Consider the following 25,229-nt stretch of genomic DNA (forward strand, 5'->3'; position numbering starts at 1 on the left):
CGAGGTAATAACCATGAAAAGAGCCATTATTTTAGTCGCCGATTCATTTGGTATCGGTGCCAGCGCTGATGCTGAAAAATTTGGTGACCAAGGTAGCGATACATTTGGTCATATTGCACAGCAATGTGCGGCGGGCCTTTGCGATACTGCAGAGCGCAGCGGCGCTATCAAACTTCCTCATTTGGAGCAGTTAGGTCTTGGCCTAGCCGCTAAAGAATCGACCGGTAAGTTGCCAGCGGGCTGCAGCGAATCAGCCAATATCATCGGCGCTTATGGTTACGCTGCCGAGTTATCGACAGGTAAAGACACGCCATCGGGCCATTGGGAAATTGCCGGTGTGCCAGTGCTATTCGATTGGGGCTATTTTGAGCAAAAGAAAAACAGCTTTCCAACCGAGCTATTAGAGAAAATCGTCGAGCGCGCTAACCTGCCGGGGTATTTGGCTAATTGCCATGCCTCGGGTACCCAAGTGCTGGATGATTTTGGCGAAGAGCATATGCAAAGCGGCAAGCCAATATTTTATACCTCGGCAGACTCAGTATTTCAGATTGCTTGTCATGAAGAAACCTTTGGTCTTGATCGTTTACTTGAGCTTTGTTTAATCGTTCGTGAAGAGCTTGAGCCTTACAACATAGGCCGCGTCATTGCGCGTCCGTTTATTGGTGAAGGTGCAGGTAAATTTGCCCGCACCGGTAACCGCCGTGATTACTCCCTTGAGCCACCTGCGCCAACCGTGTTGGATAAGCTGGTAGATGAAGGTAAAGGTGAAGTGATTTCGGTCGGTAAAATTGCCGATATCTATGCTCACTGCGGCATTACCAAGAAAACCAAGGCAACCGGCATAGGTCCGTTATTAGATGCCACCCTAGCAGAGATGGCCACGGCACCTGCCAACAGCATTGTTTTCACCAACTTAGTTGATTTTGATTCGGCTTACGGCCATCGCCGCGACGTGGCGGGTTACGCCCAAGCGTTAGAGTATTTCGACAGCCGTTTGCCAGAAATTATCCGTGCCATGCAAGCCGACGACATTTTGATTATCACGGCCGATCATGGCTGTGACCCAACGTGGCAAGGCACAGATCATACTCGAGAACATATCCCAGTTTTGATCTACGGCGAAAAAGTGAAACCCGGCTTTTTGGGCAAAAGTGAAACCTTTGCCGACATAGGCCAAACGTTAGCCAGTTATTTTGGCTTAAGCGCCATGGATTACGGTGTAAATAAGCTGTAATTAGCCAATTGATATAGACTCCAATCCTTTTCCTTTGTGTTACTTCCCCTTTTGCCAGTCTGTCCATTGACTGGCTTTTTTTTGTCTATTTTATAGTAACCAAATTCATGACTTGGGCAGTTGCTCTAGCGTATGCCCTAGCTTGTCTACCCATACTTTGAGTATTTTTTTAATTTCTTGTTCTGGATCTATGATGTTATCCAAACTTTTATCACCAGCTGTAGGATCAATAGCGGCGAACAGTGGCTCTCCTGTTTCCCCATCGGAGATCAATACTTCGATCCTTGCCGTTGTCACATTGGTGTGCTCCCCGGTGGCAAGCAGAGAGGCGAATGAAATAGCGAGCCCAACCGGAAGCACTGTACTGGTTACAGCCAATATAGAATTTGGCGTTTCAACATTCACAAGTGCAAACTGCACATTAAGGCCATTAACTTGGGGAGCGGATACGGGGGTTTTGTAAGCACCTAACTTTTTTTGAGCCTCAGACTCTAAGAAGTTGGCAAACTCTCTGAGCTCCGCTTCGGTAAACTCGGATTCTTGCACTGCCAACTGGGTTGGCGCGATATAAAAGCTCTGATACGTCGCGAACTTCTTTTTTAATAAGGCTGGCTCTGAATACGCGTCGGGTAGCCAAACGTACCGCCATGAATCAGAGTTACTATTGACCTGATAATGGTAATCGTTGTGCTGCGAGCGCTCTGGTAAAGCACTGCATGCAACCAGCATAGAAGTTAATCCTAACAGTATTAGTTTTCTCATTTCATATTTCCTAGTTTAATTTAGTATGGTAGCGGGTTGTGAGGGCATCTTGGTTATGCCCCCAATATGATTTATGTCTATGGCGCTAATCTCTAACCTCGACGCGGTAGAAAATGCTATACAGCACAGGGACCAATATCAGCGTCAATAATGTGGAGAAGATTAACCCTGCAATAATTGCAATCGCCATGGTTTGCCACATAGCGCCGCCAGTGAGAAGCAGCGGGATCATGCCTAGTACGGTCGTTAACGCGGTGAGCAAAATGGGTTTCATCCGTCGCTCACCAGCTGAAATCAGTGCCTTAACAGCACACTGACTAGAGCCCAGCTCGATATCAACTTGCTCTAAAAAGACAATCGCATTATTGATAACGATCCCAGCGAGCGATATCACCCCCAGCAAGGTCATAAATCCGAAAAAGCTATTGCCGACTAATAAGCCAACTACAACCCCAATAAATGAAATTGGGATCGCGGTAAGAACAATGAGGGGTTTTCTAAATGAGTTAAACTGTGCTATCAACAAAGCAATAATGGCAAATAATGCTAAGGGGATATTTTCGCTAATACTGCCAGAGGATTGTTTAGATTTTTCAAACTCGCCGCCTATTTCAAAAAAGGTATTGCTAGGCCATGTCTTAGACTCTGCTTCTAACCAAGGCAAGATGGCATTGAGTCCTTCATTTGCTGTATAGCCAGGCTCAAGTTGTGCACCTATGGTGACCGTTTTGTAGCTGTTGCGACGATAGATCTTGGCGTTTTGCCAAACGATATCAACATCTGCAATTTGCGAGAGCGCTATGCTTGCCGTAGGTGTATAGATGGGGAGCGCGAGAATGTGTTCGATATTTAATTTTTCACGATCCACATGAGTCAGAACAATCGGAATATTGACAATGCCGTCGCGAAACTCACTCAAGTTTTTCCCTACTAACGAAGACTGTAGGCTAAGTGCAATATCTCGGTTACTCACCCCTGCTAATGCTGCTTTTTGCTGATCAATAATGACGCGGACGGTTTTGGTTTTTTGTCCCCAATCATCCGTCATGTCCTTTAAGCCCGCGATGCTCGCCAGTTTTGCTTTCACCCCTTGAGTAATCTCCAACACCTTTTCTTGGTTCACGCCATTAATTCGAATTTCAACAGGGTTCAAAATGGCTGCCCCGTTTTCAATTAGCCTTGTGGTTGCGATAGCGTCTGGATGATGCTCATAAACATAAGCCTCGATACGCTGCATCAATTCTGGGTTGTCACGATAATCATGTGTATTGATAATCCAAAATGAATATTCAGGGCTCGACGTTCGCGATGAGTGCGGCAAAATGTAACGAGGTCCGCTATAGCCGACATACACAGACCAGCTATTTATGCCTTGATTCGTCGGTGCTAGCGTCGTAATTTGACGTTCAGCATCATCAGACTCACGACTGCTCAAGGTAGATAAGAACTGCTCTATATCAGCAACAACTTCTTGGCTATGCTCAATGGAGGTGCCCATTGGTAACGTTACTTCCATTTTAAAAAAATTACGTTCAGACGGTGGGAAGAAAATAGTAGGAATGAGCTTCATAGCTTGGAAGCCGATTAGGGTCACGATTGCCATGGTGCCCATAGTTAACCAACGATAACGAATCACCCACTTGAGTATATTGGCATACCAAGTGAACCGAGTAAGCGTAACTGGCTCAGTCTGCTTTAATAACAAAACACAAAGCAAAGGGATCAATACCAAGCTTAATACCCACGAAGCCAATAGTGTAATAGAGACCACCACAAACAGCGCGCCAGTGTATTCCCCCATATTCGATTGCGCTAAATAAATGGGCAGAAAGGCCGCAGAAGTTGTTAATGATGACGTCAGAAGAGGAAATTTAAGCTCATTGGCGCTGTCAATGGCTGCCGTCACTTTATCTACACCTTGGTTGAACCTAACTAAGATGTTTTCTGACATCACGATACCATTGTCGACCAACATACCTAATGCAATGATAAGTGCCGCCAGCGAGATTTGATCTAAGCCTAATCCTATCTTCGACATGACTAAAATCGTGGTCAACATACTGATGGGGATTAATAGAGACACAATTAAGCCTGTTCTCCAACCTAAAAAGATGAACATGACCAAGCCAACCACAAGCATCGACTGCACTAAACTTAATACAAACTGATTTACTTTTTCTTCGACTTCTATAGGCGCAAAATAAACTTTACTAATCTCAAGCCCAAGCGGCAGCGTGCGAGAAAACGCGTCAATATAGTCGTTAACTTGGTCGCCTAATCGAACATTGTTTCCCCCTTCAACCATCGCAATAGCAACATTAACCGACGGTGTTCCGGAAAATGATACGGGATTGTTAACGGGGAATTCATAACCTGATTCTATGGTGACAAGTGTATCTAAACGCACGGTTTTACCACTATTGGGCAGAGTCACTAAGGTGCCATTTATCTCTTCAGGTGTGACGTAGTTGCCCGATGGCTCAAGCGGCAGACGCTCTTGACCAAAGGCGACGTTGCCCCCACTCAATACAATATTTTGCTTTGCTAACATATCCGCGAGCTGATTTGGTGTGAGCTCATAAGTCGCTAAAGCATTGGCGTCGAATTTAAGCTTGATTTGCTCTTGTTGCACGCCATGCAGATCCACTTTAGCTACGTCATCAAGTAAAAACAGACCACTACGAAGATCTTCAGCGGTTTGCTTTAACTCTCGATAAGAAAAACCTTCACCATGAATAGCCAGTACAATGCCAAACACATCACCAAATTCATCATTGACAACAGGAGTCCCCACCCCTTCAGGCAGTTGTATCGCAGCCCGTTCAATTTTCCGGCGTAACTTATCCCAGATAGGTTGAAGCTCTGAATATTCATCTTTAATGGCCACAGTGAGTATCGAAACGCCATTTTTTGATTGGCTTTTCACATAATCTAACTCTGCTAGCTCTAACACGGCTTTTTCCAGTGGGTCAGAGACCAGCTCCTCAACTCGCTTTGGGCTAGCACCAGGAAACTGGGTTATCACCTGTGCACTTCGTATCGTAAAACCTGGGTCATAGGCTTCAGGAATAGTATTAAACGCCTGAATGCCCAAAAAGGTGAGCACAGCAATAAGAAATAGTGTGATGCGACTGTTATTCAGCGAAAAAGAGGTCATCGACATTATTTATCCTCAACGCTTACTTGCTGCCCTTCTCTAACTTGGCTGACACCAGCGACAACCACTCGTTCCCCCTCTAATAGCCCATTGGAAATGGTAATGCCTTGCTCACTCATACCTGCCACGGTCACGGCACGTTGTTTAAGCACATTTGTCTCAGGATCAACGATAAATACATAATGCCCTTGACCATGACTCAGCACGGTATGACTCGGTAGTACCACAGTTTGGGCCATGCCAACTGCTTCGGCCGTGACTTTAACCGTTGTCCCTGTAAATAACCTGTGCCCTAACGGAGGCTGCATCACTAGCGATACTTGGAGCTGTTGGCTACTTTGTTGGCTAATACTAAGTTCATCAATTTCGAGCTGTAAGGGTTTCGAGATACCTTCAATGTTCGCACTCAGCTTCACATCCCTTGCAGATTGCAGCCTAACAAACTGAGATTGGGGTACCGTAATGGTGATTCTGTATTGTTGTACATCTTGTAAGGTGAGAACCTTGGTCGAAGCGGTCACTTTGGTAAAGTTATCGACATGTCGTTGGCTTACCACACCGTTAAATGGCGCGATTAATGATGTATATTCAAGATCTTCTAAACTTTGTTCATAAGCGGCTTGGGCTGAAATATACTGAGATTCTAACAGTTCTAAATTTGACTCACTGATGACATTTTTAAGGTTAAGTTTTAGGCCTCGCTGATATTCCGCTTTGGCTTGCTTTAAAGCGGCGCCACGCGATTTTTTGTTGATCCGCTGCTGGTGATCATCGAGCTGAGCTAAAAGCTGTCCCTTTTCAACGTGTTGTCCAGACTTAATAGGTAGGTCGGTGAGCTCTCCTTGAATTCTGAAGTTCATGTCAATGGTCTTATTGGCTTCTATCACCCCAGTGAAATGCCTAATTTGGTATTGTTTATGGTTCACTATGAGGGTTTTAACCGGTTTAATTGGTGCAGTAATATCTTGAGAAACTGCTGCTTTTTCACACCCCACAAGCGGGAGTACCCACATTAAGACCATGATTTCTTTTTTAAAACTGCGTGACACTTTCATTTCTACCAACCATAACAACGCTAATTTCTCGCCATGGTAATGAGTTCATTGAAGTTAGATACAAGAAAGCGTACGTTTGGCACAATTTAGGTCATGATTGGGTCAACAGATGGCATTGCTTCACATATAATGCGAAACACTTAAATCATCGAGAGCCTATTTTGAAGTCACTGATACCGAAGCTGTCCCTTACTCGACAAGATCTGCTCTTACTCGTCGTGTGGCCTTTAGTTAACTCTATTATTGTGTACACAGCCCTTTATTATGTCATGTTCGTATTGGATAACCCTCGGGCCCCGACCTATGCCCTTCGTGTACTTGCGACAATATTTACAATTTGCGCATTATTCTGGTTTTTCCGTAGGTTAATTGAAGCAAACAATAACGCAATTTTTCGATATAGGCTGATCTATCAGGTGATGATCAACTTAGGGTTGGTTTCATTAGCCATTGCTATCGCATCTTACAGCTTCACGCTACCTCAAACATTCGATAGCGTAACCGTGTTTCAGATATTTCGTCTAAAATTCCTCATCTATCTCAACATGCTACTTCAAGTAGCTGTTTATACGATGGTTATTCACAGTTGGCAGCTGAAAGAAAAAGCACTAGAGTTGGAAATGTCGTTAAAACAATCTGAGATTTCTTTGTTACGAATTCAAACAAATCCACATTTCTTGTTTAATACCCTAAACCTACTCCACAGTGAAATTCCCGAGCGTCCAGAGTTAGCTCAGGAGCTTATCTTTGAACTTAGTGATCTACTTCGGGGGACCATCGCAGTTGCGGATAAAAAACGTATCTCACTCCATGATGAGGTGGCGTTGATCGAGCACTACTTGGCAATCCAAAAGGCTCGCTTTACCGAGCGATTAGATGTCAAGATGGATATTGATCGGGCTAGCCAATCGCTTCAAATCCCCCCGATGTTAATTTTGCCACTGGTAGAAAACGTCATAAAACATGCGCTTAGCAAGACCATAAACAAGATTTACCTCGAAGTAAAAACACGTTATGTCGATGGTGTGCTCTCAATTTTAGTGAACAACACTTGGTCTGAAAGCGCCATACCTCAGTTTGAAGCAGGCAGTGGCCATGGCAATATCAGCGAAACCTTGGGTTTAGAATACGACAACGCCAACTTTTCAATAAGCTTTGCCAATCAAGTTACCTCGGCTGTCATCACTATTCGTCCTGATTTTTAAGGAGGTCCCTGTGTATCGAGTTTTGTTAATTGATGACGAGCCCGCCGCGACTAAAGCTTTGCAGCGCAGTTTAAATGCGTTTGAACAGCTAGAAGTGATAGGTTGCTATCAGGATCCACAACAAGGTATTGATGCCATCTGTGAACTGACACCCGACATCGTATTTATGGATATTGAGATGCCTGGATTGGACGGTTTAATGGTTGCCAAAGCAACTGAACATATTCCGTATCACCTCATCTATGTCACGGCTTATGCCGAATACGCTTTAAGCGCTTTTGAAACCAAAGTCATCGATTATCTATTAAAGCCCGTGAGACCAATTAGAATTGAGCGTTGTCTTGAAAAAATTGAGCAATTATCTTCTCAAGTAAGCGCTGAAATTGCCTCCGAAATATTGATTTTTGACGGTAAAACAACCTACAGGTTGGCTGATAAAGATATCAGTTTTATCGAAAGTATCGGACGCTACCAGCAGGTTAACCTAACCCCGCTAGCCGCGGAAAAATTTCAACTAAAAACCATAGTCACCGAAGCGACTATGGCAAGTTTTGAAGCCGATTTTGCTTCAAATAAATTAGTGAGAGTCCATCGTAGTTATATCGTTAACTTGAACCTTGTAATACGCGTTCACCGTGAATCTCGAAATACCTTGCTCTCATTAATGGATGTAACCAAAAGCATCCCCGTTGCTAGAGCGAAAGTGGCTTTGATCAATCAATATTTTGATAATTAACGGGATTTAACTATAGCATTCTGCGATTGCTCCCTAACTTATCTGTGTTGGCAGTAGAAACTTCAAAAACGCCTGATGAAGCATAAACCATACGCAAGAGATGGTTTATGCTGCATTGTTCACCAACATCGGCTTACCTATATAGTGAATGTTTTAATGAGGCTGGTCAGGTTACACTTTCCTTTATAAACCGATTGAATGAATATCTACCTAGTTCCCCAAGCAACACCTTTGGTAAATATCAAAACAAATTCCCGCCATCAGCCTCAAAAGTGTGAAGCATAAAAGAAATCTGTGCTTGTATTTCAGGCATATTTCACTGGAGTTTTTAGAGAGGGGATATCCCTCGGCTAAACATGTTTTGCTAGCTATTTTATGTATTGGATAGCTACCTTACAGTGAAGAAAACTAGTAAACGGCTAATATTAAGATTAAACGTAGACCCGCCAGTTTGGCAGCACATAGATTAACGATATAAAAAGGAACTAATATGGCAGCAATAATGAGTCTTATAGGGATAGGTGCACTGCTCTTCATTGCCTATCTTTTAAGTGATAACAAAAAAGCAATCAATTACCGCACTATTTTTGGGGCGTTTGCGATTCAAGCGGGTCTTGGTGCATTTGTACTGTATGTCCCATTTGGTAAAGATGTACTAGAAAGCATTTCTGGTGCAGTACAAGCTATCATTGATAGCGCACAAGCCGGTATCGACTTTCTATTCGGTGGCCTAGTGAGCGGTAAGATGTTTGAAGTATTTGGCGGTGGCGGCTTCGTATTCGCGTTCCGTGTACTTCCTATCATTATCTTCTTCTCTTCATTGATTGCGGTACTTTACTACCTTGGCGTAATGCAATGGATCATCAAGCTAATCGGTGGTGCACTACACAAAGTGCTACGCATCAGCCGCCCAGAAGCCATGTCTGCAACGGCAAACATCTTCGTAGGTCAAACTGAAGCTCCTCTCGTTGTTCGCCCCTACATTCCAAAGATGACTCAGTCTGAGCTATTTGCCATCATGGTAGGTGGTCTAGCGAGTGTGGCAGGCTCTGTACTAGCAGGTTACGCTGGCCTTGGCGTAGAGCTAAAATACCTTATCGCTGCATCATTCATGGCGGCGCCAGGTGGTCTATTAATGGCGAAAATGATCAAGCCTGAAGTTGACCAAGTGGTAGACATGGACTCAGCCATTGCTGAACAAGACAAAGAAAATGCTAACGTGATTGATGCTGCAGCGTCAGGTGCTTCTTCTGGTCTACAACTGGCGCTTAACGTAGGTGCTATGTTACTTGCCTTCATCGGTCTAATCGCACTGATGAACAACATGGTCGGTTACATCGGTGGTCTATTCGGCGCTGAAAACTTCACTATCCAATTAATCCTAGGTTACGTGTTCGCACCTGTTGCTTGGTTAATCGGTGTGCCATGGGCAGAAGCAGTACAAGCTGGTAGCTTCATCGGTCAAAAACTGATCCTAAACGAATTCGTTGCTTACATCGACTTCGTTGGCGTACGCGACACGCTATCAATGAACACTCAAGTTATCGTGACCTTTGCGCTATGTGGTTTCGCTAACCTGGCGTCAGTGGCTATCCTACTGGGTGGTCTAGGTACGATGGCACCAACACGTCGTCATGACATCGCTCGCTTAGGTATGAAAGCAGTAGCGGCGGCTTCATTAGCTAACTTAATGAGTGCTGCACTAGCTGGCTTCTTTATTGCGCTATAATTTCAACTTAGCAAGATAAACTACAACGAACCGGCCCTAAAGGCCGGTTTTTTTATGCCTGCTAAAATTAACCCTTTATGTCAGCTAACACCGCACCGGTAGCTTGGTTTAAGGCTTGATAGCTTAGCCCAATGTCTAGCCCTCTTCGGCCCCCGCTAACATAAATCTGCTCAAACTGCTGGGCCGAACTGTCGACAAATGTCGGCAAACGCTTCTTTTGCCCTATGGGGCTAATGCCGCCTACGATATAGCCTGTTACGCGCTCCGCATCTGCTGGCTGTGCCATCACCATTTTTTTCAGCTTAGCGGCCTTGGCCAGCGCTTTAAGATCTAACATGCCTGAAACAGGCACAATCGCAACCACCATTTTATGTTTGTCGCTGGCATCACAGGCCAGTAAGGTTTTAAACACAGCTTCTGGCGCTAAACCTAGTTTATCGGCGGCTTCTTTACCAAAGTCCTGATTGGATTTGTCGTGTTCATATTCGAGCAACTCAAATGGGATCTTTTTCTTATGCAACAAGTTAACTGCCGGTGTCATGCTGTTCTCTGTATTTGTTGAACTTTTTCTTGTTATAGCAAGACTGGCGGTTGGAGAAAAGTAGCGGATTTGAATTGTTAAGCAAAAAAAAGCCCCAACTGAGTGGGGCTTGAATGATTAATACGTTAACTTAGGATTATTTTGTTACTGGCGGTAACGTGTCAAAGTAGCTTGCATGTCCATTAACAAACTTACTGCCTTGAGTGCGGTCCCAGTTAATTGACCATGTCATCACACCACGTAGGTTGTTGTAACCTTCAGGGTTTTGCAGTACGTATTTACCGCCAAAGCTCTTACCTGAAATCAGGTAATCCATGGCTTTTTGCGTATCAGCCACACTGACGTAACCGCCGGAAGGTGCTGCTGCAGGGATAGAAGGTAGACCTATAGCCACTTGATCAGGACGTAGGCCCGGGAAGAAGTGGTCGCCAACCTTAAAGCCAGCTAGCATCATTTCTGTCATGGCGACGATAAAGTCGGGTGTACCTTGACCGTAAGCTTGTCCATCCAGCGCATTGATACTGCCTGTGTTGTATAGCTGAACGTGAATAACCGTTAACTCATCACGTAGAGCGTGAATAATCGGTAGGTAAGCCCCTTCCAACGGGCCATATGCACGGTAACCGCTTTGGACGTATAGGGTTTCTGGTGCCATGGTTAAGATCAAATCACCATTAAAGTGAGCGATAATGTCTTTCACCGCACGGATCATATTAACCGTTGTGACTGTGGTTGGGTTGCGGAAGTCTTTATCATTAGAATCTAACGCAAGTGTTGAACCACCTTCTAAGTCGATATCCAGACCATCGAAACCGTAGTTTTCGATCATGCGGATCATGCTGGTGGTAAACTCTTCACGCTCAGCATCGGATTTCAATTTCACATGGGCATTTGCACCACCAATTGAAATTAACACTTTTTGGCCACGGGCTTGAACAAATTCAATGTCCGCTTTCATTTGCGCTTCACTATGACCTAGCTTAGTTTGGATATCTAAGATCATGTCAGATTCGCTGCCACGTTTTGGCTCAGCAAACGACACGTTGATGATATCCCATTCAGGTGATACTTCTGGAAGTAGCGGGAAGCCACTGCCGTTTTCAAAGTTGTGCCAGTAACCAATCACGGCGCGATCTGCTAGCGGTGGAATGCTGGTTGCTTTGATTGTTTTAGTCGCTTCGGCTTGGTTCGCCTTGCTATCCGTTGCGACCACTTTCACTGTGTGATCACCGTCGGTGTTAAACACAAGGTTGTAGCTGTATGGGTAGCTGGTATCTGTGCCTACTAGGGCGCCATCTTGATAGAAGTCAACCTTAGTAATAGTGGCAGGGATAGATTCAGCGGCGACTTCAACTGCCACCGGTTTACCTGTGTTCACCTTGGCTTTACTTGGCTCGGTGATGCTAACAACAACAGGTTGATCACTTACCTTGATATTGCTAAGAGCAACACCGGTTAGGTTTTTGCTGTCTGTAGCAACGGCCTTAAGCGCAATATCGCCTAAGTCCATGGCTTGATAGCTGGCCGTGAACGGTGCATTGGTATCAACACCAATTGATGCGCCATTGGCAAAAAATTCAACACTGGTAATAGTGCGATTAGCATCGGTTGATTTCGCATTTACCGCTAAATCAATCAAGCTACCTTGTAAGTACGCGCTGCCCTTCGCGGGGGCGGTAAAGCTTACTTCAGTAACAACAGCAGGACACGCTTTAACTTCTACCCAAGCGTCTTGCCATGCGCTGCCCACGCCAGGCTCGTAATAGAAACCTTGGTCAGAAGAACACCAACCACCGATGACACACTCATAGCCTTTTTCGTTGTTTTGAACGATATCACCGGCTGCATATACAGTGCCTGCTTTGTACATAGGCTCATCACATACGCCTGATGATGGCGGTGGAGTTGGCTCTTGGGTCGGCTCTTGAGTCGGCTCTTGAGTTGGCTCTTGAGTCGGCTCTTGAGTCGGCTCTTGAGTTGGCTCTTGAGTTGGCTCTTGAGTCGGCTCTTGTGTCGGCGTTACACCGCTACAGCTAATTTCATTCCAGAACCAGTTGCCACCCGCTACCGGGGTTTCCCAGCTGCCAGGGTTGTTTTTAGCTTCGAAACACAAGCCGTTATAGGTCACTTGGTCGCCATTACTGACCTTAGTTTTACCAGGCACCCAAACAATCATATCGACTGGAGGCTGACTTGGCTCAACGGTTGGCTCAACGGTTGGCTCTGATGTAGGCGGAACACTTGGCTCAGCGGTAGGCTCTTGGGTAGGAGTTGTGCCACAGCTTGCCGCATCCCAAAACCAAGAGGTGGCCGTCGGGGTTTCCCACGTACCTGGGTTGTTTTTCGCCACGTAACAGCTGTCTTTATAAATGACTAAATCGCCGTTACTTACTTTTGTTTTACCTGCTTGCCATTGAATTGGCTCAGCAGCGAGTGCTTGTGAACTTACACAAGCGCCAATCACCAAAGAGGCGATGGCCGTTAATTTCATCTTCATAATTTTCATCCTGAAAGTGTCACAATAAGATCCTTTATTGCCATTTCATCATAAATCAATTTTGTCCGCGTTAACCAATTGGGACCGGCAAAATTAGATCAGACTCAACTTTTTACATTCAAAACAATCACATTTTCCAACAGCTGGGAATGTAACTCACACTTTTGGCCGATTCGCCCCCCATTTCATCTGATTAATAATCCTTTAGAATCAGGTACAATGAGGCTTAAAAAAATAAGGAAGCTAACCATGACTTCAACCATTATTCGCTGCCCCCATTGCGCCGCCAACAATCGCATTGACAATCAAAAACTCGTGGATCACCCCAAGTGCGGTAAATGTAAGAAGAGTTTGCTGTTTGGCGCCCCTATCGAGGCAACACAAGATAACTTCAATGCCTTAATCCATAGCGGCCTGACGGTGGTGGTGGATTTCTGGGCCAGTTGGTGTGGCCCATGTATGCAATTTGCGCCGACATTTAAGGCTGCAGCAGCAGAATTTGGACAAAAGGTGGTATTTGTCAAGGTTAATACCGAAGAGCAAACCGCCTTAAGCAGTGAATACCGTATTCGTAGCATTCCAACGTTAATGATTTTTCAGAGCGGAGCAATTAGACAGCAGCTTGCCGGCGCATTGCCACCGAGCCAATTCAATCAGTGGTTAGCGCAAAATAGTTAGGGCCTGTTGACCTTTCGTGGTTAATTTTTGTTCGGGTGGGAGACACCCTGTCTAAAAGCGTTTTGAGCAAGGCGAGTAGTGTGTAGCTTAGCATTCTAAGTAAATACTGCTCAACGACGCGTAGAATGCTTACGCCCGAAGGGCTTTAGCCGAATCCAAAGGACAGCGTTTGTTGGTCATTTCTACTACGTTAGCGCCTTTTCGCGTAGTTTACTATGCCACAAAGATGCTGCCCACAACGATTGTTTTGTATAAATACCCAACAAATCGCTGCAAAAACAAGCTCCAAAGATCAACAGGCCCTAGCCTAGGCCATGACAACAACCGAGTCGCCATTGCCTTGGCGCCCAATGAGCGACTCACACCTGCTTAAATTGATTATTCTTCGCGACGTAATGCCAGCCAGCATCATTGAGCCTTTGCTCTAACGCACTTTGCTGCATGTCGTAACGATGACATAAAGCGTCAATATCACCTTCCTCATCTCTTAACTTCATATTGACTATGCTTAATAAGATATTGATATCCATTGTTAAATAATTATCTAAGTTCATATGATTATCATTTTGTGAGTTTTAATGACCATGCGATAGACAAAATGCCGCCGCAACAAAATGTGACTAATAATATCACCACTATAGATGAAGAAACATGCTCTAAGTACCCACTTTGCGCTTTTCCTGCACGGGAGTGTAATGGGCTTTTTAATGGGTTACCCAATGGATGGCTGGCATAGTTAACGCTCGCCGCCGTTATCGGCCAGTCTGTTGGCGCAGCCCGTTGCCGTTCGGTTTCGCCTTGCCAAGTGGCGGCCTTAAGGGGGGTGAGCATATTGGTTAAAAAAAACATGATCAAGGTGACTAAGAGGGCTTGAAATCCTTTGCGTAATAAGCTTTTACCGAATTGATGGTTCATCTTTGTTATCCTTTTCATCTTTGGGATAGCAAACAGTAAACCATTCAAATGGGGTTATTTCAGAGACCAAAAAAGGCACTTTCACGGACAAAAATGGCAAATTATGTCACTTAATTAACGCTCAAAGCCGGCTTCTAGGCAAGCCTCTAGGTAAATTCGCAGTGCAAGCTTATTTAAATATGGTGCATAAGTATTGTTTAATCGTGCTCTCAGATTGCAATAATGTGCCCTTTTCCTTATTATTCTGGCCAGAAATTAGGATGTAGCGCAAGCTAAGGAAAACAATGAAAAACTATAAAATCGCATTACTTGCCGGTGACGGTATCGGCCCAGAGGTAATGAAAGAAGCGGTAAAAGTACTTAAATTGGTAGAACAGCGTAACCAAGACGTCTCTTTTGAACTTAATGACGTGCTTTTCGGCGCTGCTGCATATTTCGCCACGGGCAAGTCATTCCCAGAAGAAACCATCAAAGCTTGTGATGAAGCGGATGCCATTCTTAAAGGTACTATCGGCCTTAGCCATGAAGAATCGAAAAAAATCCCTGTAGACGAGCAACCTGAGCGTGGTGCCCTACTTCCGCTTCGTCGTCGTTACAATACTTACGCCAATTTCCGTCCAGTGTACTTGCCAAAAGCCTTGTCTCACTTCTCACCCCTTAAACAAGAAGTGATCGGTGAAGGCATCGACATCATGATCATCCGCGAATTGGTTGGTGGTTTGTACTTCGGTCATAAAGAAGTCGGCATTGACGAAAACGGCAAACGCTATGTGCGTGAAGTGCTTGAATATGATGAAGACCAGATTCGTCAAATCATCAAGGTAGGCTTTGAAGTAGCGCAAAAGCGTAAAAAAGTACTGCACAACATCCACAAGTCAAACGTCCTAAAATCGTCTGTTCTGTGGAATGAAATCGTCGATGAAGTCGCTAAAGACTTCCCTGAAGTAGAAGTGAAAAACATCCTAGTTGATGCGGCAGCGACCTACCTATGTCTAAACCCTGCTCAGTTTGACGTGATGGTAATGGAAAACATGTTTGGTGACATTTTAAGTGACCAAGGCGGCGGTATTCTTGGTTCACTGGGTCTAATGCCATCAGCTTGTAAAGGTCCTGAGAAATCTTACTACGAGCCATCTCACGGCAGTGCACCCGATATTGCGGGTCAAGGTATTGCTAACCCTTACTCTATGATTGGCTCGGTTGCGCTTATGCTAGAAATGAGCTTTGGTATGGAGCAAGAAGCGAAGAACCTTTGGGCAGCGATGCAAAGCGTCTTTGCGGCGGGCTACTCAACACCGGATCTGTCTAAAGACAGCGAAGCAACCTTGATCACGACCGAAAAATTCGGTGATATGGTATGTGAAGCGTTGGCAAAAATGCCTGTTGCTTAACCCAGATCATGCATCTAACAAAGCGCGCTTATACAAGTGCGCTTTTTTATTGGCTTTTTTATTTATATTTGACAAAATGTCTGCGACTTTCTAACTTGTGCAATATAAAAATAAAGTGCACAGTTGCACACCCATTGGCACAATAATACAATTTTAAGCTCTCCAACCTTTGGCCTTTGCCGTTTTTATTTTTTGGAGTTATAACAGTGAAACCTTTCTTCGTCGCCTGCGCATCATTATTGCTCAGCCCGGTCGTACTTGCCGACCCCAGTGTTAGCTTTCCCAGTGAATGGCCAAGCCGACAAGACCTATCCAGTGTCAGCTTACAAGCGCAAAACTTTCAAATGCTCATGCATCGTGCTACTTGGCAGGATGCAAGCAATTTAACAGCCGCGAGACAACAAATCACCATGGCTGGACAAGCACGCGTTGATGATAAACTGACTCAAAACTGGCTTGAGCTAGAATTACAGGACTTTGCTTTAGAGACCGCAGAGCAACGCCGTTTGTTCGCTAATTCATTGCTTTATGTATTACGCTATAAGGGGTCAATGGCTCAAGTTGGCGTAGATTGGTTCTTTCAACCTAATTCATCCAGCAAACAAAAAGTGCACACGCTTCCACCCAGAGAGCAAGCTTACGCGCTTTATAAAAGCTTACAGCAAAATCAATTCTCCGATTTTGTTGAGCAACATCAGGCTCACTACAGTCAATACCAACAAATGGCAGCGGTTAAAGAGCACTTCAAAAGCCTAGCCGATGTCAGTTGGCCGCAGGTACACGAAGACGTACGAGTCGTACGTGATAATGATCCACTCAATTCTGCCGAGCAAATTATCGATATCTTGTTACTGCTTGGCGATATAGATGAAACCCAAGCGCAGCAATTGAGAGAGCAACACCTAACGTATCTGTCTAACACATTACAAGAGCATATCCGCGTATTCCAGCGTCGCCATGGCCTCTACCCCGATGGCTTGCTCGGCCCTAAAACCATAGGCTGGCTCAATGCCAATATTGAAAAGCGTGAGCAGCTACTTGCTCTAAACATGCTTCGCCTTTCCTTATGGCCTGAGGATAAAAAAGGCATTATCGTCGTCAATGTCCCAGCATTTGAAATGGACGTATGGGTTGAACAAGAGCGCGTTTTTGAAGCCAGGGTCATCGTCGGTAAACCCAGTCGCCAGACCCCTATTTTCACTACACGTCTCGATTCCATCGTATTTAACCCAGGCTGGAATATACCTGTTAAGATCATGCGTGAAGATATTTTGCCAAAAGCAAAACGCGATCAAAGCTATTTATCGAGCAAAGGGTATCAAGTATTGGCCAGCTGGAGTGCCAATGCCCCCGTTATTCCACCCGAAGAAATTGATTGGGACACCCTCAACCCGAAACGCTTCCCTTATCGCATGCGCCAACCGCCAGGCAACCTTAATGCACTAGGGCGATACAAGTTTAATACACCCAATGACATGGCGATTTACCTGCATGATACACCGGGAAAATCCCTATTCAATAAAGAAAACCGTTCATTAAGTTCGGGGTGTGTGCGGGTTGAAAATGCCAATAAATTTGCCCAAACCTTATTAACCTTGAACAAAAAGAACCCTAAAGATTACGATTACCTTCAAGGTAACGAAGGGGAAATTAAGACCAAAGCCATTTCGTTAAGGCTAAAATTGCCCGTTCACACCATCTATCAAACGGCTTGGGTTGACGGACAAGGTAAAGTCAATTTTAGAAAAGATATTTACGACTTTGATCAACCAGTTAGTAATATTTCTATTAGCAATTTGGTAAGCAATACGCAAAACCTTTAGCTTTTTCATAAAAAAATGACGGTGAAATAGTTCACAAACTACTCAAAAGGGTCAAATCTGATTTGACCCTTTTTTGTGCAATCGTTATGGTGGCGGGGCATGGAACGCCTCATACTTTTCTAATCAACATGCTTGATAGAAAGTCAGTTGTACTCTTTGGCAACTAAATTGCATTCCACGTTTTACCCATCCATAACAGTTGAGTAGTATTTATGGCTTCGTTAAACCGTAGACAATTTTTAGTCATGAGTGGGCTGACAGCAGCCTCAAGCATCTTGCCAAACACCGCTTTCGCAAGTAAAAGCGTGGCGCCGAGCCCACGTATATTAACCCTATCAAGTATCCACACGGGTGAAACAGCCCGCACCGAGTATTTTGATGGCCAACATTACCTTGGCGAAGGCCTAGCCCAATTAAACCATATTTGTCGAGATTTTAGACAAGATGAAGCCACGATGATGGATCGTCGACTCTATGACAAACTCAACGCCATCCGGCTAAAACTGAATGTGGGTGATGCCCCCATTAAGATCATTGGCGGATACCGCTCTCCTGCGACCAATAATATGTTGCGTAAGAAATCTTCAAAAGTTGCCAAGAAAAGCTTTCATATGACGGGTCAGGCCATCGATTTTTACATTGAGGGGGTACCTATGAGCCAAGTGCATAAAGCTGCATTATCTCTGCGCTCAGGGGGCGTTGGCCGATACAGTCGCTTTATTCACATCGATACCGGGCCAACACGCAGCTGGGGTTAACCCAGCTGGCTTAACTCATTGAGTTTGTTGTATGCTGTGCTTGCAACTTGGTTTGAATAAAGTCGCAGTGTTTAAGGTAAAGCAGATCAGAAATTTTACGGATGATATGATCTTCATAGGGATCAAGCTGCTGATCAACGTACGCAAGCAGCCACATTGCGCGTACAAAGCGCACCCTGTCTGCATAGATTAGTTTTTCACTTAGCACACGTGTATAGGTTTGCACTGACACCGAGTCATGTTGTAACTCAATGGCTTGCTCAACTAAGGCTGACGCCCTTAAATTATCGAGTTCAAACCCTTTAACCAACATTTGGCCGACCTTTATTTTTTCATCTTCGCTGATGTGCATATCTGCATTGGCCACTTCCATCAACAAAACCGCAACAGCTAAGGGTAAATCAACAATTTTTTGCTGATCTTGCTGTGACAACTCAGCAAAAAAACTTTTCAACGCGGCTATCATTTATCTACTCCGACCGACTGTAAAACCAAAAGTTAAGGTTACTCAATACGATAATCTCAAGCAACCGTAAGGTGTAACACCTTCGGCGCAGACAAATGAAAAACAAGGTCAAAAGGTCAACAGGACCTATTTACTTGGCTATAATTTAATAAACTGTTTTTTCGACTAAAGGTGATCCTATGTGGTCTGATATTTGTAATAATATTCGTAATTCGATTGACAGTGACTTTCATCCTATCGAGCGAAAGCCGTTGTTAAACGGCAACATTTCTCATACTTACCGACTCAGTAGCCACAATAAACAATATTTTGTCAAAATTAATGATTTAGACAAAGTCGATTTATATGTTTGCCAAGCTGATAACTTAAACCAAATCGCCAAAAGCCAAACCATTCAGTGCCCTCAAGTTATCTGTTATGGCACCACCCGTGCATTTAGCTACTTAGTGTTAGAGTATTTTAACTTTAGCCAGCATGCCCATGCCAACTGGTTTAGCACAGGCGAACAAATTGCTCGATTACATCAATTTGGCGAACAGAAAATGTTTGGCTGGGATACAGATAATTATATCAGCGCGCTGGTTCAACCCAACCGCTGGGCTAAGCGTTGGTCTAGTTTCTTTGCTGAACAACGGATCGGCTGGCAACTGGAACTCGCCATGGAAAACGGCATGGCTTTTGGACGAATCGACTCCATTGTTGAACAAGCTCAGCAGGTATTGCAACACCATAAACCCACCCCAAGTTTATTACATGGAAACTTGTGGCTAGGTAACTTAGGTTTTAGTCACGCAGAGCCTGTCATCTTTGATAGTGCCTCGTATTGGGGTGATCGTGAAGCTGAAATTGCCCGAAGTCGCCTATTACAATCCTTTCCTGATAGTTTTTATCAAGGTTACCAGCAAGCTTTCCCCCTTGCTCACGACTATACAGACAGAGAATTGGTATATCAGTTATATTATTTACTGGCCATGTGTAACCAAGATGGCAGTGATCATCAACTGAAAACCGAGATGGTGGTTAAACGGATCATGATGTTATAAGGCTGGTGTAGTGATGATTAATTTTTACCAAACCGAGATTACCTGCCCGAGTTGCGGTCATCACACCGAAGTGACCCTTGATGCCAGCAATGGTGATCAAGACTTTTATGAAGATTGTCATCAATGTTGTAACCCCATACATATTCAATTACATGCCAATGAGCTTACTAATAAGCTTGAGGTGAATGTCTCCAGCGACGATTGACCTGTTGCGCAGAAAATCCCTCTAGATTTTACTGCTATATACGGGCACAAATTGACATAAAACAAACAGAATTTAGAATTTTTATTCAATCTTTCTAACAAGGCCATTTCTTTGTTGCACTTTCTTTTTGCTATCTATATTGTTCGCGCACCTACTCACAATAGATCCAACTAACGCTTAGGTTTATCTCAGGTTTATCTTTTGCGAAAGACGGCTTTAACAAACTATCCAACAAGAGGCATGCATTGCAAAAACAACTCGGACTCCCCTCATTAGTAGCATTGGTGATCAGCACCATGATCGGCGCAGGCATATTTAGTCTACCGCAAAATATCGCCGCCAATGCGTCAGCCGGTGCCGTTTTAATTGCTTGGATCATTACCGCGGTCGGCATGGGTGCGTTAGTCTTGGTCTTTCATCGGCTCGCATGTCAGCGCCCCGAGCTTGATGCTGGCTTATTTGACTATGCCAAAGCGGGCTTTGGTCACTTTATGGGGTTTAATTCTGCTTGGGGCTATTGGATCTGTAACCTATTAGCCAATGTATCCTATGCCGTGGTCTTTTTCGGTGCGTTAAGTATTTTTACCGACACGGCAGACGTTCAACTCTTTGGCCAAGGTAATACCGCAGCCGCTATTTTGGGTGCCTCTGTCTTAATATGGACCATGCACTTTTTAGTGCTTCGCGGTGTCCAATTAGCAGCCGCCGTCAATATCGTTGCCACTATCGCCAAACTGTTACCCATCTTAGTCTTTATTGTGGCGGTGATACTCGCAAGTGAATGGGATAAGTTTAGCTTTGACTTTTGGGGGCAACAAACACCTGCGCTGGGTAGCGTGTTAGATCAGGTAAAATCATCCATGATGGTAACACTGTGGGTCTTTATTGGTATTGAAGGCGCTGTCATCGTGTCGGCGCGAGCCAAATTGCGCAGTGATGTCGGCAAAGCAACGATTATCGCCCTTTTATGTGCCTTATGCCTTTATATCATGGTTACGTTATTCACTTTTGGAGTGATGACACAACCCGAAATTGCCCAGTTACATAATCCGTCAATGGGCCAGATCCTCGCGCACATCCTCGGACCTTGGGGAGCAAAATTTGTCAGCGCAGGCTTGGTTATCTCGGTTTCTGGCGCACTATTGAGTTGGACCGTGGTGTCCGCAGAAGCGCCTTTTGTCGCGGCTAAATCCGGCTTATTTCCTAAACGTTTTAGTCAAGAGAACAGGCATGGTTCAGCTTCGTTTTCGCTGTGGATGTCGACCTTGTTAGTGCAACTCTTCTTGATCTTAACCTTAGTTCAGGAAAGTACGTATTTAGCACTGGTGTATATTGCCACCTCGGCAGTATTGTTACCCTATTTATTAGCTGCCGCTTATGCACTCAAAAGTGGCTACAGCAAGCATAACCCGATAGGTAATAAGCCCATCGCTATTATCGCAACCCTATACAGTATTTGGCTAGTCTATGCTGCGGGTTTAGACTCCTTACTTCTTTGTGCCCTACTTTATGCCCCGGGAATATGGGTTTACCGCCAAGCTTGTAAAGAGCAAGGCCACCCCTTTTTATCCAATACAGCAGAGCGCGGGTTTGCTTTACTCTTGCTAATTATGGCTATCACAGCCCTATATAGCATAGTTTCTGGCACCATCACACTTTAACTCAGTCCCCTGCCGGTCTACGCTAGGCCGGCTTTACTTGTTGCGCCTTTGCAACCAATGTTAAGCTGTTATTTTTCTCCATTTACCCAATATTATGGATATCTTGATCTACCCGTTGCTCGGCGCTGTCGCTGGAACCATTGCTGGCTTATTTGGTTTAGGCGGTGGCATTATTATCGTCCCCGTATTGATATTCGCTTTTGGCATACTTGGTATGCCAACGAGTATTTTAGTTCACATGGCTGTCGGCACTTCTCTCGCCACCATTATTATCACCTCAACCAGTTCAGTGTTAGCTCACCACAAGCTGAAGGCCATCCATTGGACCGCTGTCAAACACATGAGCTTAGGCATAATTTTTGGCACGTTACTCGGTGCAGTTGCGGCCGATTATGTTTCAGGTGAGCAGTTTAAAAAGCTCATAGGCTTATTCTCTTTGCTGGTCGCTTTGCAAATGGCGCTCAATTTAAAGCCCAAAGCGGCGCGTAGCTTACCTAACCAATCAGGACAAACCCTAGTGGGAACCATCATAGGCTCAGTGTCCGCTTTATTCGGCATTGGTGGTGGCTCGTTATCCGTGCCTTACTTTTCTTATTGCAGCGTCCCCATCGCCAACGCCATCGCTACCTCATCAGCACTGGGCTTGCCCATCGCCATCTTTGGCACCTTGGGCCATATTTATGCGGGCTGGGATGCCGCGAACCTTCCCGAATACAGCTTAGGCTACGTCTATTTACCCGCTTGGTTTGGCATCATCCTAACCAGCGCAATCTTTGCCAAGCTAGGGGCAAAATTAGCCCATCAGTTTCCGCCACTGCTGATGAAGCGCCTATTTGCCCTATTACTTTGCTTAGTTGCTGTTAAGTTTTTGTTTTTTTAATTCAGCACCGCCTAAACTTGCAACACATTGACGCATCTTTAGGCGGTTAAACAAAAATGTAAGAATATATATTGAAATCAGCCAGCCCATACGCAATAATGCGCATTGTTGCGAAAGCAATGTATCTATGGTGACCCTAGGGTCCTCTCGCATTGATACTCCGTGAACTCGGCCAGGACCGGAAGGTAGCAACCGCAGCGGATGACTCAAGTGCCGGGATGTGGCTTTAGGGTTACCACCCAAACTCCCAAAAAACTTCGTTCGAAATCATAAGTTCAATTCCCTCGTATCAGAAAGCTGCATAAATCTATACACTAGTACCGCCTTTGTCCACGACATCAGCTCCACAGCAGCTTACAGGCTAAAACCGGCTAGTTATTTTGGGAGCCTGTCTGACTCGTACCACGGTTTTAGGCCCTTATAACCCCACTTCTTTAAGTACTCTATTTGACAAGGGTCACCAAGATGATGATCATGCCTATGGACAAAGTAGCGTTAACCTTAGCCTTCTGTTGCCATAAGGCCAATCTTGTTTGAACACTGATGTAAGACGGAACAAACTATGCACCCTATTCTTGAAGATTTAAATAAACGTTACACCTCAAAACGTTATGATCCAACTAAGCGCATTCCAGCAGAAGATCTAGCGGTGATTTATGAAGCCATGCGCTTATCGTCGTCTTCTATTAACTCTCAACCTTGGAAGTTTATCGTCATTGAAAGTGATGCCGCGAAACAGCGCATGCACGACACCTTTGCCAATAAATTTCAATTTAATCAACCTCATATCAAGGCCGCATCACATATCGTGTTGTTTGCTCATAATCCAAAATACACGCGTGAGGATTATGCCAAGGTGGTTGATAAGGGCATTAAAGATGGCCGCACTCAACCCGAAGACAGAGAGAAAGCCTTTGGCAGTTTTGCGTTTGCTACTTTAAACACAGATGAAAATGGCAATACGGCGGCGTGGACCAAGGCGCAAACCTATTTAGCCTTAGGTAATACCTTGCATACCTTAGCGCGTTTAGGGATAGATTCAACCTGCTTAGAGGGCGTCGACAGCGCCATGATCAGCGAGATCTTTAAAGATGAACTTGATGGTTATGTCTGTGAAGTGGGTCTGGCCATGGGTTACCACCACCCAGAGGAAGACTATAATGCCAAGCTACCGAAATCCCGTTTAGCTGCCGAAGACGTAATCAAAATCCTTTGAGCTGACATAGTGTTACTCAGCTCTATTTAACTCTTGGTTAGGGTGAGCTTGTATTTGCCTTATTCGCCGAGCAAGCTCGCCTCCCACAAGGTTAGTTAATTCTTAAGCCCAGTTCAGAACGAGCAGGCTTAAGAATTATCATCATCTAACCCAAGTTGGTCGTTGTTGATAGCCGCTTGCTCCTGCGCTAAAGCCACTTTTTGCTTAGCTTTCACCTCATCCCAATCGATGCCATGCTCAATGGCCGAAATACGCTCTTCGTACTTCTGACACGCTCTTTTTACAATCGCGTCAAGTTTCACACCTGTCTCTTTTTCAAGAGCAAACACGGCATTCAAGTAGTCCCACAGAACATCGCCAAGCTCTTCTTCCAGATAACATATTCGATTATTGGGAATTTCTTCGATGACTTCATCCACTTCTTTTTTAATCTCGGCTAAATAGGTGGATGATCCAGCGTACCAAGTATTGTCTTTATCATACTCGGATTTACGCTTAACAAGGGCAATCAATGGGTCAAAGTCTGGCATTATTCTGTTCCATCATGTTATCGCGATAGCGCCCATTGTATCCCCTGCTCTGCGTGGATCGCAGTGGTATCATATAAGGGCACGTCAGTGTCGCCTTGGTTTATCAATAAAGCAATTTCCGTACAGCCCAAAATAATGCCTTGAGCTCCTTTCTGATGTAACAGACTGATTATATTCGAATATATGTCCTTTGACTCTGGCTTTATAACACCTTGGCATAGTTCATTGTAAATAATGTCGTGGATCTGGGTTTGTTCATCTTCAGTAGGAACCAAGACTTCAATATCAAAGTGCTGGCTTATTCTTCCCTTATAAAAGTCTTGAGCCATGGTAAAACGCGTTCCCAGCAATCCCACCTTAGTGATACCGTCGTCTTTTAGCTTTGTACCTGTCGCATCGGCAATATGTAAGATGGGAATGGAGATGTTGGCGGCTATTTCTGGGGCCACTTTATGCATAGTATTTGTGCAAATCATTAAAAAGTCTGCGCCTGCACGCTCTACTGCTTGGGCGGCGTCCGTTAAGATTTGAGTCATCTTAGGCCAATCACCTTGACGCTGTAATTTTTCAATTTCATCGAAATCAAGGCTAAACAAGCACAGTTTAGCCGAATGCAAACCACCCATCTGTGCTTTTACGCCTCGATTGAGGGCTTGGTAATAACTAACGGTGGACTCCCAACTCATGCCGCCGATTAACCCTATGGTCTTCATCTTACCTCCCGCTTAAAGTTGAACATCACTGTCA

General features: G+C 44.7%; 23 protein-coding genes and 1 other RNA gene. 14 read left to right on the plus strand and 10 right to left on the minus strand.

Going from position 1 to position 25,229, the window contains the following annotated elements; genetic code table 11:
- Nucleotides 1-13 precede the first annotated feature (13 nt).
- A complete protein-coding gene (locus K6Y21_RS03255; RefSeq protein ID WP_233070264.1) occupies nucleotides 14-1,234 on the plus strand; it encodes a phosphopentomutase in 1,221 nt (406 codons plus the stop codon).
- Nucleotides 1,235-1,339: 105 nt separating this feature from the next.
- Here the strand turns inward: K6Y21_RS03255 and K6Y21_RS03260 are convergent, their stop codons facing one another.
- The 3 genes from K6Y21_RS03260 to K6Y21_RS03270 form a co-directional block, all read right to left on the minus strand.
- Nucleotides 1,340-1,996, minus strand: coding sequence for a DUF3313 family protein (locus tag K6Y21_RS03260; RefSeq protein ID WP_233070268.1), 657 nt, complete (start codon nucleotides 1,994-1,996; stop codon nucleotides 1,340-1,342).
- A gap of 85 nt (nucleotides 1,997-2,081) precedes the next feature.
- The gene (locus tag K6Y21_RS03265) at nucleotides 2,082-5,159 is read right to left on the minus strand and encodes an efflux RND transporter permease subunit (protein WP_233070269.1); all 3,078 of its coding nucleotides are present in this window, start codon (nucleotides 5,157-5,159) and stop codon (nucleotides 2,082-2,084) included.
- The gene (locus K6Y21_RS03270) at nucleotides 5,159-6,208 is read right to left on the minus strand and encodes an efflux RND transporter periplasmic adaptor subunit (RefSeq protein WP_233070270.1); all 1,050 of its coding nucleotides are present in this window, start codon (nucleotides 6,206-6,208) and stop codon (nucleotides 5,159-5,161) included. Before K6Y21_RS03270 ends, K6Y21_RS03265 begins: the two co-directional genes overlap by 1 nt.
- Before the next feature lie 572 nt (nucleotides 6,209-6,780).
- Between K6Y21_RS03270 and K6Y21_RS03275 the strand changes: the two genes are divergently transcribed.
- The 3 genes from K6Y21_RS03275 (at nucleotide 6,781) to K6Y21_RS03285 (ending at nucleotide 9,878) form a co-directional block, all read left to right on the plus strand.
- Nucleotides 6,781-7,413 carry a sensor histidine kinase gene (locus K6Y21_RS03275; protein WP_233070272.1) on the plus strand — a complete coding sequence of 211 codons (633 nt, stop codon included), beginning with the start codon at nucleotides 6,781-6,783 and terminating at the stop codon, nucleotides 7,411-7,413.
- A gap of 10 nt (nucleotides 7,414-7,423) precedes the next feature.
- The gene (locus tag K6Y21_RS03280; protein WP_233070273.1) at nucleotides 7,424-8,149 is read left to right on the plus strand and encodes a LytR/AlgR family response regulator transcription factor; all 726 of its coding nucleotides are present in this window, start codon (nucleotides 7,424-7,426) and stop codon (nucleotides 8,147-8,149) included.
- A 490-nt stretch (nucleotides 8,150-8,639) separates the two neighbouring features.
- Nucleotides 8,640-9,878, plus strand: a complete 1,239-nt coding sequence (locus tag K6Y21_RS03285) for a NupC/NupG family nucleoside CNT transporter (RefSeq protein ID WP_233070275.1) — start codon at nucleotides 8,640-8,642, stop codon at nucleotides 9,876-9,878.
- Nucleotides 9,879-9,945: 67 nt separating this feature from the next.
- Here K6Y21_RS03285 and ybaK read toward each other — a convergent pair whose 3' ends face one another.
- A complete protein-coding gene (gene ybaK / locus K6Y21_RS03290) occupies nucleotides 9,946-10,419 on the minus strand; it encodes a Cys-tRNA(Pro) deacylase (protein WP_233070277.1) in 474 nt (157 codons plus the stop codon).
- Between the two features lie 136 nt (nucleotides 10,420-10,555).
- Nucleotides 10,556-12,916: an Ig-like domain-containing protein gene (locus K6Y21_RS03295; RefSeq protein WP_233070278.1), complete on the minus strand. Its 2,361-nt coding sequence runs from the start codon at nucleotides 12,914-12,916 to the stop codon at nucleotides 10,556-10,558.
- A gap of 249 nt (nucleotides 12,917-13,165) precedes the next feature.
- Here K6Y21_RS03295 and trxC point away from each other — a divergent pair, with 249 nt between their 5' ends.
- The gene (gene trxC / locus K6Y21_RS03300) at nucleotides 13,166-13,594 is read left to right on the plus strand and encodes a thioredoxin TrxC (protein ID WP_233070279.1); all 429 of its coding nucleotides are present in this window, start codon (nucleotides 13,166-13,168) and stop codon (nucleotides 13,592-13,594) included.
- Between the two features lie 359 nt (nucleotides 13,595-13,953).
- On the opposite strand, the gene K6Y21_RS03305 is transcribed toward trxC, so the two are convergent.
- Both K6Y21_RS03305 and K6Y21_RS03310 read right to left on the minus strand, forming a co-directional pair.
- The gene (locus tag K6Y21_RS03305; RefSeq protein ID WP_233070280.1) at nucleotides 13,954-14,148 is read right to left on the minus strand and encodes a DUF4250 domain-containing protein; all 195 of its coding nucleotides are present in this window, start codon (nucleotides 14,146-14,148) and stop codon (nucleotides 13,954-13,956) included.
- Nucleotides 14,149-14,155: 7 nt separating this feature from the next.
- Entirely contained in the window at nucleotides 14,156-14,509 is a 354-nt protein-coding gene (locus K6Y21_RS03310) for a hypothetical protein (protein WP_233070281.1), read from the minus strand.
- 284 nt (nucleotides 14,510-14,793) lie between these two features.
- On the opposite strand from K6Y21_RS03310, the gene leuB reads away from it, so the two are divergent.
- The 3 genes from leuB to mepK all read left to right on the plus strand — a co-directional run bounded on the left by leuB (nucleotide 14,794) and on the right by mepK (nucleotide 18,481).
- Nucleotides 14,794-15,900, plus strand: a complete 1,107-nt coding sequence (gene leuB, locus K6Y21_RS03315) for a 3-isopropylmalate dehydrogenase (protein WP_233070283.1) — start codon at nucleotides 14,794-14,796, stop codon at nucleotides 15,898-15,900.
- A gap of 206 nt (nucleotides 15,901-16,106) precedes the next feature.
- Nucleotides 16,107-17,723: a L,D-transpeptidase family protein gene (locus K6Y21_RS21365; protein WP_233070286.1), complete on the plus strand. Its 1,617-nt coding sequence runs from the start codon at nucleotides 16,107-16,109 to the stop codon at nucleotides 17,721-17,723.
- A 212-nt stretch (nucleotides 17,724-17,935) separates the two neighbouring features.
- Nucleotides 17,936-18,481, plus strand: coding sequence for a peptidoglycan L,D-endopeptidase MepK (gene mepK / locus K6Y21_RS03325; protein ID WP_233070289.1), 546 nt, complete (start codon nucleotides 17,936-17,938; stop codon nucleotides 18,479-18,481).
- Between the two features lie 10 nt (nucleotides 18,482-18,491).
- Here the strand turns inward: mepK and K6Y21_RS03330 are convergent, their stop codons facing one another.
- Nucleotides 18,492-18,947 (minus strand): tellurite resistance TerB family protein, encoded by a 456-nt coding sequence (locus K6Y21_RS03330; RefSeq protein ID WP_233070290.1) that lies wholly within the window; start codon nucleotides 18,945-18,947, stop codon nucleotides 18,492-18,494.
- A 179-nt stretch (nucleotides 18,948-19,126) separates the two neighbouring features.
- On the opposite strand from K6Y21_RS03330, the gene K6Y21_RS03335 reads away from it, so the two are divergent.
- The 6 genes from K6Y21_RS03335 to K6Y21_RS03360 all read left to right on the plus strand — a co-directional run bounded on the left by K6Y21_RS03335 (nucleotide 19,127) and on the right by K6Y21_RS03360 (nucleotide 23,952).
- Entirely contained in the window at nucleotides 19,127-19,990 is an 864-nt protein-coding gene (locus K6Y21_RS03335) for a fructosamine kinase family protein (RefSeq protein ID WP_233070292.1), read from the plus strand.
- Nucleotides 19,991-20,003: 13 nt separating this feature from the next.
- Entirely contained in the window at nucleotides 20,004-20,195 is a 192-nt protein-coding gene (locus K6Y21_RS03340; protein ID WP_233070295.1) for a CPXCG motif-containing cysteine-rich protein, read from the plus strand.
- A 245-nt stretch (nucleotides 20,196-20,440) separates the two neighbouring features.
- Nucleotides 20,441-21,856 carry a basic amino acid/polyamine antiporter gene (locus K6Y21_RS03345; RefSeq protein ID WP_233070296.1) on the plus strand — a complete coding sequence of 472 codons (1,416 nt, stop codon included), beginning with the start codon at nucleotides 20,441-20,443 and terminating at the stop codon, nucleotides 21,854-21,856.
- Nucleotides 21,857-21,950: 94 nt separating this feature from the next.
- Nucleotides 21,951-22,736 carry a sulfite exporter TauE/SafE family protein gene (locus K6Y21_RS03350; protein ID WP_233070298.1) on the plus strand — a complete coding sequence of 262 codons (786 nt, stop codon included), beginning with the start codon at nucleotides 21,951-21,953 and terminating at the stop codon, nucleotides 22,734-22,736.
- A gap of 136 nt (nucleotides 22,737-22,872) precedes the next feature.
- An RNA gene (gene ffs, locus K6Y21_RS03355) (signal recognition particle sRNA small type) lies at nucleotides 22,873-22,969 on the plus strand.
- Between the two features lie 329 nt (nucleotides 22,970-23,298).
- On the plus strand, nucleotides 23,299-23,952 hold the full coding sequence (locus tag K6Y21_RS03360) for a nitroreductase family protein (RefSeq protein ID WP_233070303.1): 654 nt from the start codon (nucleotides 23,299-23,301) through the stop codon (nucleotides 23,950-23,952).
- Between the two features lie 128 nt (nucleotides 23,953-24,080).
- Here the strand turns inward: K6Y21_RS03360 and K6Y21_RS03365 are convergent, their stop codons facing one another.
- Both K6Y21_RS03365 and K6Y21_RS03370 read right to left on the minus strand, forming a co-directional pair.
- A complete protein-coding gene (locus K6Y21_RS03365; RefSeq protein WP_233070305.1) occupies nucleotides 24,081-24,482 on the minus strand; it encodes a MazG nucleotide pyrophosphohydrolase domain-containing protein in 402 nt (133 codons plus the stop codon).
- Nucleotides 24,483-24,499: 17 nt separating this feature from the next.
- Nucleotides 24,500-25,195 carry an aspartate/glutamate racemase family protein gene (locus K6Y21_RS03370; RefSeq protein WP_233070307.1) on the minus strand — a complete coding sequence of 232 codons (696 nt, stop codon included), beginning with the start codon at nucleotides 25,193-25,195 and terminating at the stop codon, nucleotides 24,500-24,502.
- Nucleotides 25,196-25,229 lie beyond the last annotated feature (34 nt).

The organism is Motilimonas eburnea, assembly GCF_021295345.1.
Lineage (GTDB): Bacteria > Pseudomonadota > Gammaproteobacteria > Enterobacterales > CBDFNC01 > Motilimonas > Motilimonas eburnea.

Coding starts and splice junctions, on each gene's coding strand:
- K6Y21_RS03260 (WP_233070268.1), bottom strand. CDS start 1,996: ATGAGAAAACTAATACTGTTAGGATTAACTTCTATGCTGGTTGCATGC.
- trxC (WP_233070279.1), top strand. CDS start 13,166: ATGACTTCAACCATTATTCGCTGCCCCCATTGCGCCGCCAACAATCGC.
- K6Y21_RS03310 (WP_233070281.1), bottom strand. CDS start 14,509: ATGAACCATCAATTCGGTAAAAGCTTATTACGCAAAGGATTTCAAGCC.
- K6Y21_RS03370 (WP_233070307.1), bottom strand. CDS start 25,195: ATGAAGACCATAGGGTTAATCGGCGGCATGAGTTGGGAGTCCACCGTT.
- K6Y21_RS03330 (WP_233070290.1), bottom strand. CDS start 18,947: ATGATAGCCGCGTTGAAAAGTTTTTTTGCTGAGTTGTCACAGCAAGAT.
- K6Y21_RS03350 (WP_233070298.1), top strand. CDS start 21,951: ATGGATATCTTGATCTACCCGTTGCTCGGCGCTGTCGCTGGAACCATT.
- K6Y21_RS03255 (WP_233070264.1), top strand. CDS start 14: ATGAAAAGAGCCATTATTTTAGTCGCCGATTCATTTGGTATCGGTGCC.
- K6Y21_RS03275 (WP_233070272.1), top strand. CDS start 6,781: ATGGTTATTCACAGTTGGCAGCTGAAAGAAAAAGCACTAGAGTTGGAA.
- leuB (WP_233070283.1), top strand. CDS start 14,794: ATGAAAAACTATAAAATCGCATTACTTGCCGGTGACGGTATCGGCCCA.
- K6Y21_RS03360 (WP_233070303.1), top strand. CDS start 23,299: ATGCACCCTATTCTTGAAGATTTAAATAAACGTTACACCTCAAAACGT.
- K6Y21_RS03285 (WP_233070275.1), top strand. CDS start 8,640: ATGGCAGCAATAATGAGTCTTATAGGGATAGGTGCACTGCTCTTCATT.
- ybaK (WP_233070277.1), bottom strand. CDS start 10,419: ATGACACCGGCAGTTAACTTGTTGCATAAGAAAAAGATCCCATTTGAG.
- mepK (WP_233070289.1), top strand. CDS start 17,936: ATGGCTTCGTTAAACCGTAGACAATTTTTAGTCATGAGTGGGCTGACA.
- K6Y21_RS03305 (WP_233070280.1), bottom strand. CDS start 14,148: ATGAACTTAGATAATTATTTAACAATGGATATCAATATCTTATTAAGC.
- K6Y21_RS03365 (WP_233070305.1), bottom strand. CDS start 24,482: ATGCCAGACTTTGACCCATTGATTGCCCTTGTTAAGCGTAAATCCGAG.
- K6Y21_RS03340 (WP_233070295.1), top strand. CDS start 20,004: ATGATTAATTTTTACCAAACCGAGATTACCTGCCCGAGTTGCGGTCAT.
- K6Y21_RS03270 (WP_233070270.1), bottom strand. CDS start 6,208: ATGAAAGTGTCACGCAGTTTTAAAAAAGAAATCATGGTCTTAATGTGG.
- K6Y21_RS03265 (WP_233070269.1), bottom strand. CDS start 5,159: ATGTCGATGACCTCTTTTTCGCTGAATAACAGTCGCATCACACTATTT.
- K6Y21_RS03335 (WP_233070292.1), top strand. CDS start 19,127: ATGTGGTCTGATATTTGTAATAATATTCGTAATTCGATTGACAGTGAC.
- K6Y21_RS03295 (WP_233070278.1), bottom strand. CDS start 12,916: ATGAAGATGAAATTAACGGCCATCGCCTCTTTGGTGATTGGCGCTTGT.